Origin of the sequence: Curtobacterium sp. MCLR17_040, assembly GCF_003234735.1 — a bacterium.
Classification (GTDB): Bacteria; Actinomycetota; Actinomycetes; order Actinomycetales; family Microbacteriaceae; genus Curtobacterium; species Curtobacterium flaccumfaciens.
Window position 1 is genome coordinate 104340 of sequence record NZ_QKTE01000001.1, and the last position, 13796, is coordinate 118135.

Below are 13796 nucleotides of genomic sequence, written 5' to 3' on the forward strand. Positions count from 1 at the left end.
CCGTCCTCACGTCGTTAGTTGGAGCGCGCGGCCGTCAGCCGCTCGGTCTTGATCTTGGTGCGAAGACCGGTGCTCGGTCCGGTCACGATCTTCCGGATGAAGAAGGCATCGGAGGACGCCACTTCCGGCCAATCCTCTTCGGTGAACACCCGGATGAGAGTCGGGTCGATCAGGTGAAGGTTGGCGTATCGCCAGTTCCCCGGGCCGACGTAGTCCTCGAAGCCGCCTGCTGGCGTCGCCGAAGCGAAGCGGGTGCACATGACCAGGGATTGGTAGAACTTTTCCTCCGGGCAGAATATCGCTGCGAAGTAGCGCTCGATTTCCGGCGTTACCAGGGCTTCCATCTCGCGGAGACACGATGCTGTCACCGCGAAGTGCGTACCGCCGTGACCAACGCGCAGCCCGCCCGGGAGAGCCGGAGGTCGCTTCACGCTGAAGGGGCCGTCGATGAGCCGGATGATCCCGTTACGGAGCTTTCGGAGAGCTTTGTTACCGGTCCGGGTCGACAAGAGACGCATGTCACGGTGGTGATGCCGGTCGACTTGACTACGGTATTTCTCTTCACTCGCCGAGATTTCGAATGCGCGGAGGAACTGCCGACCCTGGTGCTCCTCCAGGTGGGCAATCAAGTGGTCGACGGTACGGAGTGGGTAGTCAGACCCGGAGAGCAGGACGAGGTAGTCGTCGTCGTCCGCGAACTCGAGTCCGTGCCGAACGAGGGCTCGGATCGCACGGACCTGCGAGTAGCCACCCCAGTTGACCTGCACCCTGTCCCTCACCATTCGGACGTTGGCACAGTCCTCGACAGCGACTGCGAACGGGGACAGATCGACCTTCGCGTCAACGTGCACGATCACTTCGTACGGTGACAGCGCTTCGACGAGTTCCCGGAGGTGTTCCGCGTCCTGGAAGGTGTAGACGAGGAAGATCGGTTTCACAGCCGCCCCTTCGTGATCGAGAGGGATCAACCGGAACATCCGACCTCTCGGCCCCCTGATCGGCTGAATCTACCGTACGAGCGTCAGCGAAGACCGCCAGACCGAACTCCTTTGCGTCCCGCGGAGGTTCCGAGCCTCACGGCGCACCTTCGCCGCGACGACCGAGAATCCCCCGGCGGTGGAGGATCTCCAGTGGCGGGAAGGATCGACGCGTCACGCCCACCCATGCAGCGAGGGCAGCAAGGCCGATGAGTCCTACCGCCACGCGGACGGGGCCGACGCCGAAATCGTGGAACAGCACCACGAGTGAGCCGTAGAGAACCAGGGCGAATCCCGCTGGCTGTGCGTACCCGAGCGCGAGTTGCCGGAAGCCGAGCGCTCGGACGCGTTGCGCCTGGATGATGTGGACCACGTGCCGACCGATCATCGCCGCGATGAGTGCTAGGAGGGCGAAGACGTACTGCTGATGGACCACGACCATCGCGACGCCGACAGCACTGATGACGAAGGCGACGGCCTCGGACAGCCAGATCGCTTTGAACAGCGCCGCGGACTCGAGGGCGCCGGCGAGGAGGATCATCAACGGTTGCACGGCTCCCAGCACCGCGAGCAGCGGCAGGATTTGGCCTGCGAGTTCCCACCCCGGCCCGAGCGCGAGGTGGACGACTTCCGGTCCTACTCCAGCGATGACGGCACCGATTGGCAGGGTGAGCCATGCGACCAGGGTCAGCATGTCCAGCCACACGGCTTTCGCATCCGACGTGCCGACCTCGTAGCGACGGAATTCCGGGTAGATCACCTGCATCAGCGCGTTCTGCAGCTGCGAGAACGGGACCGTTGACAGGACATCTGCCCGGTTCCATGCCCCGAGCACGCCGGCTCCGACGAACTGGCTCACGCTCCACCGCGGAGCGTTGCCGGAGATGTACTGGAAGACAGATACTGCGACGAGCTTGGTGCTGAACCGAACGTTGTCCGATCGGAGGGCGAGCCGCCCCGGAACCAGAGCGCCGCGGAGCCGGGAAGCCGCCCAGAGCAGGGTGCCCCACTGTCCGATGATTGCGGACACGGCGAGTGATTCCGGGCTTCGGAAGAGGAGCACGGCTCCGGCACCCGCGACCATTCCGACGACGTTGGAACAGAAGGTGGCGATCGCCATCTCACGAAAAGCGCCTTGGCGGCGCAGAAGGCCCGTACTCAGGCTGAGGAACGGCATCACCAGCGCGCTCACGGCGAGGAGACGAACAGCACCGGCGGCCTGCGGAGCGCCCCAGAATGCGCTCCAGAGATCGGCTGTGACCAAGGTGAAGAGGCCAGCCGCCACTCCGAGGAGTAGGGCGTAGGTCGCGAGGGGCCGTGTCGACGAACGTTCCGCATCAGGTGCACGAGCGGCCGTCTGCGACAGTCCACCGGACCCCAGGAGGTTGACGAGCGCCGCGATGGAGAGCGCAACGCTGTACGCACCGAAGACGCCCGGAGCAGCGAGCCTCGACGTCAGGGCCGCGTAGCCGAGTTGCACGACGACGGTGAGGAGTTGCAGCCCGTAGACCCATGACGCCCCCGCCATGAGGCGTCGCCCGTTCGAGGTCACGAAGGGGCACCGGCGACCAGACGGCCGAGACGAGCGATGTCGAGGCCTTCGTCAGCCTGGTACGCAAGCCAGCGGCCGGAGTCGGGCACATGGTGCCACCAGGGGGTCCGGGCGATGACAGGTGCACGCGACACGAGCGCGGCGAGGAAACCGAACGAACTCGGTGCCGCTACGACCACCCGAGCTGCCGCGATCTCGATGAAGTCCTGATCGCGCTGCCCTCCGTCACTGATCGACACTCCGACGCGCTCCAGGTCGCGCAGGTCCGCAGCATCTCCCGACGTGAAGAGCCTGATCGGCATGCTGCTGAGTGCTGGCACGCCCCTGATCTCGTTGATCAGGCCTTGGTAGTAGTCGAGACCGATCCAGCGGTCGGGATGTGACTGAGGGCCGATGTCACCGCGCCGAGCGTGGACAGCGATGTAGTCCGCCTTCGACTCGAGGCTCCGGAGCTGGTCGCCGAGGTATCCTCCGAGGACTGCGCGTCGGAGCGGTTCTGCAGCCGTCGTTTGGTCCCAGCGACGCTGGTCCAAGGCCAGGCGCCCGATCCACGGACGGCTCGAACGAGGTGCTGCACGGCTCGTCGATTCTTGGAGAGCGTGAAGCGACCAATCGTCGGTCTCGAACCCAGTCGCGGCGAGGCGATGCTCGCGCACGTTCCCGGACGGTGCGGCAGCGGTCAGCTGCGCCAGGTCGAAGAGCCCTTTCGTGTCCTTCGTCACTTCCCCGCCGAGGTACGGCACCCCGAGATCGCCGGACCAGAGGTACCCCGCGATCCACGTCGACAGCTGATGGCCGAGATCGGGGTACGGATCGATGCGCACACGGAGTCCCAGCAAGTTTCGCGGAGGTGTCCAGTCCCCGGGCGCAGTTCGTCCATCACTCTTCCTGCGGAGCTCTTTGGCGTTCTTGCCCCGCTCGATCCGAAGCGAAGCACGCAGGGGAAGCGTACTGATCGGTCCGATCCTCACAGCGCTCCTCCCGTCGTCCGGCCCCAGACTGCGCGGGCGTCCGCTGGGTCGATCCACCGGGTGCGCCAGTTCAGCATCTGGACCATGAGATCGTCCTGCCGAAAGTTCTCGTCAGCGAAGCGACGACCCGCGGCGATCGAGTCGAGGCGGTCGTTCGTGGTGGTCTCGGCCAGCACCTGCTCGATGGAACCGATGAGGGCCTCCGGCGTCCGTCCGCGCAACAGGAATCTGCTGCTGCTCGCGGGGAAGATCTCGTCGTATCCGGGGTGTTCGGTCGTCGCATGGATCGACCCTGCAGCCAACGAGATGGGCAGCCTGTTCGAGAAGTAGGACGCTTCGCCCGCGAAGTGATCCCAGTTGGCACTGACCCAGCCTGAGGTGATGGCCTCGTCTTGCGCTTCGAAGGGCACGGGCCCCTTGGCCGTCGTTCCGTCCCAGCCTCTCCCGAAGACAGCGAGCCGGTCTCCGAAGTGCTGCTGCATCAACTCGACGAATCGAATGCGTTCCCGCCAGTCCGGCAGACCTCGGAGCCGAGGACGATTCCGATTGGCGACGATGACGACGTCGTACGGGCGGTCCTTCCGGATCGGTCGGTCGAAGTTGGCGCTCCTCGTCGGTTCGTAGGCCGAGGGGATCCAGCGGACGTCGGCGCTCCCCGCCCTCCGGAAGTTCTCGCTGAACCCGCTGCTCCCCACGGTGAATACGACGTCCGCGGCCCTGCCTGCCGCCTTAGCTTCGGGAGGGATCGGATGGAGGTACCTCGAGTAGGGATCAGCCTCGTGGTAGATGAAATCACCAGGGCAGGCTGCGCGCAGGGCCGCGAAGTGCTGCCGACGCAGTCCGGTGTGTCCGAGGTGCTGCATGAGCAGGATGTCCGGGCGGAAATCCGACACCCGTCGCACGAGCTCCTCCCGGTGACGCTCGGCATCTCCACCGTTCCGGATCGCGTCCAGGACGCTGAAGGTCGCGAGTGAAGCGACGCGACCGGCCCTGACCAGCGCTTCCAGCGGATCACGGAAGCCGAGCTGGCGGAAACCGCCGAACTCGTTCGGCACGTAGAAGATCCGTGGAGACGATTCAGACATCGGGTGCACCTGCCGCCTCGTCAACGGCGAGCCGGACACCCTGTCCTCGCAAGGCGTCCCAGTGCGCGCTCAGTTCTCCTTCGCGGAATCGAGGCCTGAGGACCTTCGCCGGGTTGCCGGCGACGACCGTGTTCGCCTCGACGTCCTGCGTGACGACTGAGCCAGCCGCGATGACGGAGCTGTCCCCGACCGTGACGCCGGACAAGATGATCGCTCCGAACCCGATCCAGACGTCACTTCCGATCGTCGTGACGGCGCTGAGGGCCGGAGTGTCACCCACCCAAGGACTCGCGGTGATGGGGACCCCCACGACAGTCATGTCGTGATCACGTCGACCGATGATGGCCGCCCGATTGGCGATGAGGACCGCGTCGCCGATGCTGCCGTCGACTTCGATACGGACGTCGGACCCGAGATGGACATCCGAGCCGATGGTCAGCGACGTCGGCGCCCAGAGACGGACGCGTGCGCCGAAGCGCAGGCCGCGCTCGCACGCCACGGTCGTCGGCAGCGCCCGGAACCACCGCCGCCGCCGGATGCCTGTCAGCACTCCTCGGATCACGGGGCAGCCCTTCTTCGTCGTCTGGTGGTGGTGGCTCGGTACACCGCCGTGTACTCGGCGACTCCCCTGGAGGCATGGAAGTCGATCGTCGGACCGCTACTCGCCACGGCTCCCGCGCGGAGACGTTCGCTCCACTTCGCCGGTTCCCGGTCTGCGAGTGCGACGACACCACTCTGCCCCACGGCCCACCGGAGCCCCGGAACGTCCGAAACGATCGCGGGCAGGCCGACGACCAACGCTTCAGCAAGCGCAACAGGCATGCCCTCGTGACGGCTGGGCATCGCGAACACGCGCCCAGCGACGAGCGCTGCTCCCGGATCCGCTACCCCGCGAGCGACGAGGAGTCCCGCTCGCTCGAGTCGTTCGAGGAGTTCCCCTTCAACGGGCCCGGCATCTTCTTCGGAACCGACGTGGGCAACGCGGAGGTTCCCGAGGAGCGCTGCCTCGAGTGCCACTTCGTGGTTCTTGATCCTCGAGCAGTTCCCGACGATGACGATCGGGGCCGAGGGCGCCACCGCCGCTTCGGCACGCTGCCTCGCCAGATCGAAGAACCGGTCCTCCACCCAGTTGTAGATCACCTGGGGCCGACGGCCGAAGCGCGTCTCATTCTCCGCCACGTCAGGGCTCGGAGCGATGAGAGCGCTGATCAACCGGTCAGCGACGAGCGCCTGCGCGGCACGACGGACAAACCACCGACCGCGCGCGTCGAACACGTTGTGGATGGTCCTCACGACGGGCAGTCGCCGGTTCAGCCTCCGGAAGGCGAGCACCGTCTGCAAGTACCGGCCCTCGGTGTGGATGTGGACGACATCCGGTTCGACGTCAGCGAGGAGGCGTCGCAGCATCTCGCGCCCAGCGGCGGTGTGCAACGCGCGGTCGGTGGTGGTCACCGAGTAGCCAGCGTCCCGGATCGCGCTCTCGAACGGGTGATGGAGGCCCACGCCGAGGACATGACCGTCGACACCCGCCGCTTCGAACTCCTGTGCTCCGGAGACGAGCATTCGCTCCATGCCGCTCGGTTTGAGTTCCCCGAGGACGTGCAGGACCCGAATCCCGGGCTTCACCTGTGCACCTCAAGCCGCCGGGAGCCATGGAGCGCGGGCTTCTGCGGGGAGATCGCCTCGGGGAAGTCTCGGTCGAGGAACGCCAGGGCGAGGGGCAGACAGGTCCACCACTGCCACGAGTACGTCCATCCGTAGACGAGGAAGCACACGAGAACGGCAGTCAGGAAGACATCTCGCTTGGCCCTGAACCCGGCGAAGAACCGGGGCAGGAAGATGACCAACATCGCGCCGAGCCCGATCAGCCCCTCCCGCAGGTACACCGTGACGTACCAATTGTGGGGAGCGAAGACCACCCATCGGCCGACGCCCTCGAACCTGCCGAACCCGTGACCGAAGGGTGCTCCGAACAGGACGGTCAGCACGCCCTCGCCCACCGATTGCACGATGAGCCCGATCCAGCTCGTGAGTCGCGCGGAGTACGTTCCGGTGTTCGATGCTGAGCCGGCGAACTCAGCCACGATGCTGCTCGTCGACGACTGGGCTGCCGACACCAGGACGCCCCCGACGAGGAGCACCCCGAAGAGCAGCACGAGCTTCTGGCGAAGCGCACGAGGTCCGCGGACCAGGAGGACGAGTGCGACTGCAAGGGCCGTCAACCAGACAGTCCGCTGCTGACTGACGATCACGAACACCATGAACAAGCCGAACAACCAGACCCAGCGCGATTGCGCATTGCGCTGCCAGAGCCGGAGAGCAAGAACCGCACAGAGCGTGAGGAGCAGGGCTTGCCCCGAGACCAGAGGCCGGCCAGTCTGGCTGAGTTCTCCGCTGACGAGAACGAAGTCGGCGGTCCCGCCCAACCCGTACCGCGCGACGTGGTACAGGCCCACGACGCACAGTCCGACGCCCTGCACGATGACGAGGAACTTCTCCGCGTAGACGACCTCGGATTGCGGCCAGGGACGCGTCACCGCCCAGAACAAGATGCCGAGGACGTACAAGAAGCCACGTGCTTCGTTGACGGCGACGCCGAGGCCGAAGGTCGCGATCCCCTGAACGAGCGAGATCGCGAGCAGTGCGACGAGCACCGCACCAGCGATGACAGCAACAGGTGGGAAACGCCGGACCACCGCCCGAGCGTCCAGGAGTCCCGCGACGATCAGGCTCACCGCTAGCCCGTCGCCAAGGGTGATGGTCGTACCTCCGAAAGTGCCGATCGTTCCGAAGTTCGGGTACTCCCATGCCGTCACGGCGTACAAGGACGCGACCCAGTAGACGACGCGCGGCTGCATCCGCACCAGACCGATCGCGAGGACCATGAAGATGATCGCCACGACGAGGAAGAGCAAGGTCGTCATCGGCTTGCTCCTTCGCCGCGCGCTGTCCGACGGAGGGTCCGGATCCACCAGAGCGCGTAGGACGCTGTGTAGAAGAACCACCACGAGCGTGCACTGTGCCGGCGCAGGTAACGCCGCAGCGAGCGCGGATTGCCCGCCCCTTTCTGACTGGTGAAGGACCGCCAGGCGGTGATGAGGGATCGGTGCGAGACGGTCGGGTTCCGGCTGCAGTAGCCGACGGTGCCCCCGGTCACCCAGATCGGCACACCTGCCGAGGTCGCCCGCATCCCGTAATCGACATCCGCGTACGCGTGACTGAATCCTCCGTCGATCGATCCGACCGCCCGAGCGACATGGACGGGTAGGAGCACGATGTTGCCGTTGAACGCGTCGACTCGCTTCGCTTCCTCGACGAGTCCTGACGGCTCGACGAGAGCGAACGAGAGCGGGTGGACACCCGCGCGCCGGAGACCTCCGTAGGTCAGCTCGCCCGAAACAGCGTCGACGGTACTCCCGATGAGGATGCCATCCGGGAGGCGTGATGCTGCTTCGAACAGTGCCCGGAGCCCCGAGCGCTCGAGCTGGACATCGTCGTTGAACCAGAGCAACCAGTCGTCGTCCCGGACGTCGTCCCGTGCCAGCACCGCTGCCTCTGCAGTGGCCATGGACAGCGCCCAGAAAGCCGAGCCGTCACCTTGCAGCACCGTCAGTCGACCCACGGCGGCGGTGGCTTGCGCGATGGTGTCGTCTGACGAACCGTCGTCGAACAACGTCACGTCGTACTCGACACCCGCACCGGAAGCCGCCTCGTGGAGCGACCGCAACGCGCTTCCGGTGGTCTCAGCGCGGTTGTGGCTGGCCACGATCACGTGCAACTTACTCATCGTCGTCCTTGATCGCTTCCTTCAGCCCGCCGTGGAAATACTGCGCCATGTTCTCGATGGAGTACTTCTGAGATGCCCGGCGGCAGCTGTCTTGCATTGTCGCAAGTGCCTGTCGATCGCGAAGGAGCGTCACGATAGACCGGGCGGCGTCCTCGACACCATCAGACACGACGCAGGTCCGGCCTGGCTCGAGGTACCCGAACTCCGGTCCGTGCAGGGAAGAGGCGAGCGTGACGATCGGCCGGCCTGCTGCGAGGCTGTCGATTGCTGTCAAGCCGACTCGACCTGGAAGCAGGAGCAACTCGCTTTCGAAGAGCATCGACGCTTTCGCGCGTCCTGACACGGGGCCACGATAGTCGAGCCACGGAAAACGGTCAGCAGCGGACTGGACCGCACCTCGAAGCCGTCCGTCGCCCCCGACCGCCAGGCGGAAGGCAGGATCCGCACGGTGTGCGGCCTCTCCGATCGCGATCAGCTCGGATATCTTCTTGCTGGCGTCGAGCCCGCCGATGAAGCAGACCTGGTGCGCCGACGTCGTTGTCTGAACGGATCGAAGGTCCTCCTGTAGCTGCCCCACGTCGATGCTGTTGTACAAGATCGTGGTACGCCGTGGATCCCTACCGATCTCGGCTGCCCACTCGGCACCGGAAGGCGTGTACGCAAAGAACCAGGCGGCCTTTCGCGTGATCAGGCGGCTGTACAGGCGTTCGAAGCGGGACGGCACCTTCACGACGTCAGCACCGTGACCCCACAGCGCTGTCTTCCGCGCGGTGCGGGGCCAGAGGAGCAACACTGGGACGTCGAGATTCCGTCGGGCCTGCTCCACGACGATGAGGTCTGCTCGCCAGACGTCGCGAGGCAGAGCGCGGATGGTCAGTCGCTTCCCGAGCAAGTTCAGCTCCCGCTGCCGGATCTTCCGCAACCACGGGCGGGTGCGAATGCCGTCTCGTCGTTGTGCGAGAGTGCCCGCTGGTTCTCCTGCGAAGACAGTGAGCTCATCGCCCTCCGCCGACAGCGCCGCCGCCAACCTGTCGAAGAGTGGCGCACGGTATTCCGGGACGTACTCCTGCACGATCGCGAATCGTCGGCCCGCCACGTCACACACCTCGCTCGAGGAGCGCGACCCATGCGGCGCTGTACTGGGCGAGTCCGAAGCGCTCACGCGAGGTTGCGAGGGCTCCGGCTGCGAGGCGTTCGCGATCACGCTGTGACGACAGGATCTCCCGACAACGTTCGGACGCCGCCTCCCAGTCACCCAAGCGGACGAGGAATCCGTTCTTGCCGTCTTCGATGACATCGCGGAGGCCTCCGACGTCGTAGGCGACGACCGGAACACCCAACCGCATCGCTTCCAACACGGTCAACGGTTGTGCCTCGTAGCGGTAGGTGCTGGGGAAGACGAGCACGGCTGCTGTCGAGAGAACATCGTCGCGGTCCTCATCGAACCGAGCACCCGTGAAGTTCACTCGATGGCGAACGTGCGGGTCGAGGAGCGCACGGAGACCGTCGAGGTACTCGTCCGACGAAGCACGCCCGATCACGACCGCGCGCGATCCCGGCGTGCTGTCCAGGCATCGGTTCGCGATGCGCATGAAGTCCTCCGCACCCTTGCCGGGGATGAGGTTCGACAGAAAGACGATTGACGATGCTTCGGCCACAGGTGTGGCTTTCCGCTGCCGCTCCGGCACGGCGTTGGGGATCGTGCGGATCGAGTCGTTGAACCGCCGTACGTCAGCGACCATCGACTCCCCGAGGACGACCACGGACGCAGCACCGCCGAGGAGGAGAGCGACCCCGCGGCGTTGTCCAGCGCCTCGGTCAGCGAGTTCCTGGTACCCCGACGTGTGCACGTACGCGATGTAGGGACGGCGCAGCACCTGGAGCGTTGCGCTCATCATCACATCCACCCAGAACGATGGCGGCCGGTTGGTGGTGAAGAACACCACCGCCGCTCCTCGGTTGCGTCGGAGTGCGTTCCCGAGTCGCAACAGAAGCGAGAAAGCGCTGAGGATCTTCTTGAGGCTCGTACCGCCGATCTCGTCGACTGACTTGCTGAAGCGACGATCCACGAGGACCGCCCGCAGGCCGGAGCGGTGAAGTACCTCCAGGAACGTCCGCGTCATGATGGTCGATCCGTGCACCGGTGGAGGAAGCTGGCTGATCACCACGACGTCCGCGCTTGCCTCAGCCATGTCGTCTCCGAAGGGCGAGGAGCAGGAACTTCACGTTGCCCAGCAAGTACCGTCGCCAGAGGCGTCGTGGCTCACGGAAGAGCCGGTACAACCATTCCAAGCCCGTCCGGCGCCACAGTCTCGGAGCTTCGACCACGTCTCCGGACACGAAGTTGAAGGCGGCTCCAACCGCCAACACGACTGCGGGGTGCCGCTCGGCGAGTCGCTGGACCTCGTAGTCCTGCTTGGGAGTCCCGATACCGACCCACAGCATGTTCGCCCCCGACTCCCGGATCAACGAGTCGATCAGTTCTCGATCGCTCGTTCCGAAGTCAGTGAACGGTGGGCTGAACGACCCCACCACCACTGCGTCGGGGTAGTCCCGCGCGATCGCGCTTTCGAGACGGGCCAGCGAAGCATCACTTCCGCCGAGAAGGAAGTGCCGGATGCCGTGCGACGGGTTCGACGAAAGCAGCTCACGGAACGCATCTGGACCACGCAGATGTGCCACCTGGCCACTCGTCCGACGGGCAATCCAAGCGAGGGGCGTCCCATCGGCGATGTTCAGCCCGTCCGACTGGAACAAGCGCAAGTAGCGCTCGTCAGCGGTCAACGAGACGGTGTAGGCGTTGACGAAATGGACCGGCACGCCTGCGTCGTCCAGGTGATCGGCGATGAGTCTGAGCTCGTCGAGGATCTTCGGGCCGGGTATCGCGACCAGTGGTACGCCCGCGGCGCGCACCGTGGGAAGAGCCAGCAGGGTGTCGCGGGGAGTGGCTTCGTCCCCGCCGTCGGGCCGGACGTCGTTGTGATCAACCATCTAGTACGCACCCCGGCTGTTGGCGATTGCCTTGAAGGTCTTCCAGAGGATCAGGAGGTCGGCCACGATCGACCAGTTCTCCACGTAGTACAGATCAAGCCGCACGGAATCCTCCCACGACAGGTCGGATCGACCGCTCACCTGCCACAGGCCGGTCATGCCGGGCTTGACCAGGAACCGACGGTGGACGTGTGTGTCGTAGCGGGCGACCTCACGTGCGAGCGGCGGTCGGGGTCCGACGAGGGACATGCTGCCGGTCAACACGTTGAACAGCTGCGGCACCTCGTCCAGGCTGTAGCGGCGCATGAACCCGCCGACCCGGGTGACCCGTGGGTCGTTCCGCATCTTGAACAGGACGTCGTTGCCCTCGGCCCGGTCGAGTGCGCTGAGCTCCTGCAGACGTTCCTCGGCGTCGACGACCATCGAGCGGAACTTGATCATCCGGAAGGTGCTGCCGTTCAGGCCGACGCGCTCCTGCCGGAAGAACACCGGACCGGTCGAGGTGGTCTTCACCAGCACGGCGAGCACGAGCAGCAGCGGCGACAGGACGACGACGAGCAACCCTGCACCGACCAGGTCGAAGGCACGCTTCGTGTAGAGCTTGCGCCCCGAGTAGGTCGGCGTCTCGACGTGGATGAGCGGCAGGCCCTGCACCGGCCGGGTGTGGATGCGGGGACCACCGATGTCGGTCAGGCTCGGCGCGACCACCAGGTGCTGCCGGCCCGGCTCGAGCGACCAGCTGAGTTCGCGGACGCGCTCCGGCGGCAGGTCGTCGGAACTGGTGATCACGACGGTGTCGGCGCCGGTCTCGCGCAGCGCGGAGCCGACGTCGTCGAAGCCGCCGTGGCTCCGGATGGTCGAACCCGTCAGCAGACCGCGGTGGTTCGTCGACACGACCGCCCCGACCACGCGGTAGCCGGCTTCGGGGGAACGCGCGAGTTCGCGGCCGATGTGCAGCACGCTGGCCGGAGACCCGACGAGCAGCACGGTCGCCGAGTACGCGCCCTGCTGACGCTGGGCCACGAGCCACTGTCGCCAGATCCACCGCGACAGCAGGAGGACGAGGATCCCGATCGGGAACGCGATGAGCACGTAGCCGCGAGCCAGGTCGACGTGCAGCAGGAACGCCGCGATCGCGAGCAGGCCGAACACCCGGACGCTGGAGTCCGCGACGAGCCGGTACTCGGTGCTGCCGACGCCGATCACCCGCGCACCGCGGGTGTCGTACAGGGCGAGTGCGCTCATCCACACGACGATCACGACGATGGAGATCGCGAAGTAGCTCAGCCGCAGGTCTGCGGTGTTGGTCGCCAGGTTCGACTCGAGCCCGAGCCAGGCGATCTGCACACCGAAGACGACCCAGATCAGCGCCAGCAGGTCGGTGAACAGCACGCGGCGCGAGTACGTGCGGCTCCACTCGTCGGTGGCGCCGACGGCGCGCGGTGCGCGGAGCGCATCCGTCGTCACGAGGACGACCCGGTCACCACGTCGCGCCACCGTCCGACGAGACCCGCACGGTCTTGCCGTCCCACAGCCACACGTCCTGGCCGGCACGGTCGATGGTGACGGTGTTGTCGGTGTCCGCGCCGTCGGCACAGCCGATCGGCGTGGTGGACGACGAGGGCGTCACGTCCGACGCGGACATGGTCTCGATCTGCACGCCGTCGCACGATGCCGCACCGACGCGGGCGAGCGTGTAGCTACCACCGTCGACTCCGATCGAACGGACGCCGCCCATCGGCACGTCGACCCAGGCGGCATCGCCGGTGCGCCACTCGAGCTGGCCGTCGCAGATGACGACCGCGGTCTTCTCACCCTGGAACGCGTCGATCGGGTCGCCGCACGGCGCCTGCTCCGTCCCGCTCGCGAGCACGACACCGTCGGTGCTGATGCCGGCGCCGGCGGCGCCGGGCGCCCCGGCTTCCCACGTCACGCCGGCGTCGGTGCTGGTCCGCGCCGTTGTGGTGCAGTCGTCGCCGACACCCACCAGGACCGAGAGCTCCGCACTGGAGGCCCGGATCGCCATGAGCGATCCGACATCCGTCCCGAGTCCCACCGGGACCCACGTCGCCCCGCCGTCCACGGAGTGTTCCAGCACCGGCCGCGGGCCGCCGCACGACCCACCGGACGCGCGCCACGCCTCCTGGCCGTCGACCGCTGCCAGCAGGCGGCGACCCTGCTGCTTGGTGGAGGCGGCGTCTGCGTCGGCAGACGCACTCGGTCGCGGTGTCTCGCGCCGGTCGGGCGTTCCCGAGAAGGTGGGGATCGGGCCGGCGGGTCCGTTCTCCTCGGGCGCCGTCCGACCCAGGGCGAGCGCCACGAGCACGATGTCGACGACGATCAGCGCCACCACCACGACGGCCACCAGGATGAACGTGGTCCGGGGCAGTGCGCGGCCGAGGCTTCGGGTTCCCCGGCGATTCTTCATCTGAT

The 13796-nt window shown here is 66.4% G+C and carries 13 protein-coding genes; all 13 read right to left on the reverse strand.

Annotation, left to right across the window (positions count from 1 at the left end):
* Positions 1-14: 14 nt before the first annotated feature.
* Positions 15-938: a beta-1,6-N-acetylglucosaminyltransferase gene (locus tag DEJ01_RS00510; protein ID WP_181438313.1), complete on the reverse strand. Its 924-nt coding sequence runs from the start codon at positions 936-938 to the stop codon at positions 15-17.
* Between the two features lie 136 nt (positions 939-1074).
* Positions 1075-2529 (reverse strand): oligosaccharide flippase family protein, encoded by a 1455-nt coding sequence (locus DEJ01_RS00515; RefSeq protein ID WP_146247527.1) that lies wholly within the window; start codon positions 2527-2529, stop codon positions 1075-1077.
* Positions 2526-3353, reverse strand: coding sequence for a hypothetical protein (locus DEJ01_RS00520; RefSeq protein WP_111091914.1), 828 nt, complete (start codon positions 3351-3353; stop codon positions 2526-2528). The genes DEJ01_RS00515 and DEJ01_RS00520 overlap by 4 nt, the downstream gene beginning before the upstream one ends.
* A 143-nt stretch (positions 3354-3496) precedes the next feature.
* A complete protein-coding gene (locus DEJ01_RS00525) occupies positions 3497-4585 on the reverse strand; it encodes a hypothetical protein (RefSeq protein ID WP_146247528.1) in 1089 nt (362 codons plus the stop codon).
* The gene (locus DEJ01_RS18500; protein WP_309147052.1) at positions 4578-5084 is read right to left on the reverse strand and encodes a DapH/DapD/GlmU-related protein; all 507 of its coding nucleotides are present in this window, start codon (positions 5082-5084) and stop codon (positions 4578-4580) included. The genes DEJ01_RS00525 and DEJ01_RS18500 overlap by 8 nt, the downstream gene beginning before the upstream one ends.
* A 59-nt stretch (positions 5085-5143) precedes the next feature.
* Complete coding sequence (locus DEJ01_RS00535; protein ID WP_111091916.1) at positions 5144-6211, reverse strand: glycosyltransferase; 1068 nt, start codon at positions 6209-6211, stop codon at positions 5144-5146.
* Entirely contained in the window at positions 6208-7509 is a 1302-nt protein-coding gene (locus tag DEJ01_RS00540; protein WP_111029780.1) for a hypothetical protein, read from the reverse strand. The genes DEJ01_RS00535 and DEJ01_RS00540 overlap by 4 nt, the downstream gene beginning before the upstream one ends.
* Entirely contained in the window at positions 7506-8372 is an 867-nt protein-coding gene (locus tag DEJ01_RS00545) for a glycosyltransferase family 2 protein (protein ID WP_111091917.1), read from the reverse strand. The genes DEJ01_RS00540 and DEJ01_RS00545 overlap by 4 nt, the downstream gene beginning before the upstream one ends.
* Positions 8365-9444, reverse strand: coding sequence for a glycosyltransferase family 4 protein (locus DEJ01_RS00550; RefSeq protein ID WP_181433136.1), 1080 nt, complete (start codon positions 9442-9444; stop codon positions 8365-8367). The genes DEJ01_RS00545 and DEJ01_RS00550 overlap by 8 nt, the downstream gene beginning before the upstream one ends.
* Positions 9445-9469: 25 nt before the next feature.
* Positions 9470-10564 carry a glycosyltransferase family 4 protein gene (locus DEJ01_RS00555; RefSeq protein ID WP_111091918.1) on the reverse strand — a complete coding sequence of 365 codons (1095 nt, stop codon included), beginning with the start codon at positions 10562-10564 and terminating at the stop codon, positions 9470-9472.
* Positions 10557-11363, reverse strand: a complete 807-nt coding sequence (locus DEJ01_RS00560) for a WecB/TagA/CpsF family glycosyltransferase (RefSeq protein WP_111091919.1) — start codon at positions 11361-11363, stop codon at positions 10557-10559. Before DEJ01_RS00560 ends, DEJ01_RS00555 begins: the two co-directional genes overlap by 8 nt.
* Positions 11364-12860 (reverse strand): sugar transferase, encoded by a 1497-nt coding sequence (locus DEJ01_RS00565; RefSeq protein ID WP_111091920.1) that lies wholly within the window; start codon positions 12858-12860, stop codon positions 11364-11366. It abuts the gene before it with no gap.
* Entirely contained in the window at positions 12844-13791 is a 948-nt protein-coding gene (locus DEJ01_RS00570) for a hypothetical protein (RefSeq protein ID WP_146247529.1), read from the reverse strand. The genes DEJ01_RS00565 and DEJ01_RS00570 overlap by 17 nt, the downstream gene beginning before the upstream one ends.
* Between the last annotated feature and the right edge of the window lie 5 nt (positions 13792-13796).

Bases quoted from the DNA above. Each gene is read 5' to 3' on its own strand.
- DEJ01_RS00525 (WP_146247528.1), bottom strand. From the start codon at position 4,585: ATGTCTGAATCGTCTCCACGGATCTTCTACGTGCCGAACGAGTTCGGC.
- DEJ01_RS00540 (WP_111029780.1), bottom strand. From the start codon at position 7,509: ATGACGACCTTGCTCTTCCTCGTCGTGGCGATCATCTTCATGGTCCTC.
- DEJ01_RS00545 (WP_111091917.1), bottom strand. From the start codon at position 8,372: ATGAGTAAGTTGCACGTGATCGTGGCCAGCCACAACCGCGCTGAGACC.
- DEJ01_RS00555 (WP_111091918.1), bottom strand. From the start codon at position 10,564: ATGGCTGAGGCAAGCGCGGACGTCGTGGTGATCAGCCAGCTTCCTCCA.
- DEJ01_RS00560 (WP_111091919.1), bottom strand. From the start codon at position 11,363: ATGGTTGATCACAACGACGTCCGGCCCGACGGCGGGGACGAAGCCACT.
- DEJ01_RS00570 (WP_146247529.1), bottom strand. From the start codon at position 13,791: ATGAAGAATCGCCGGGGAACCCGAAGCCTCGGCCGCGCACTGCCCCGG.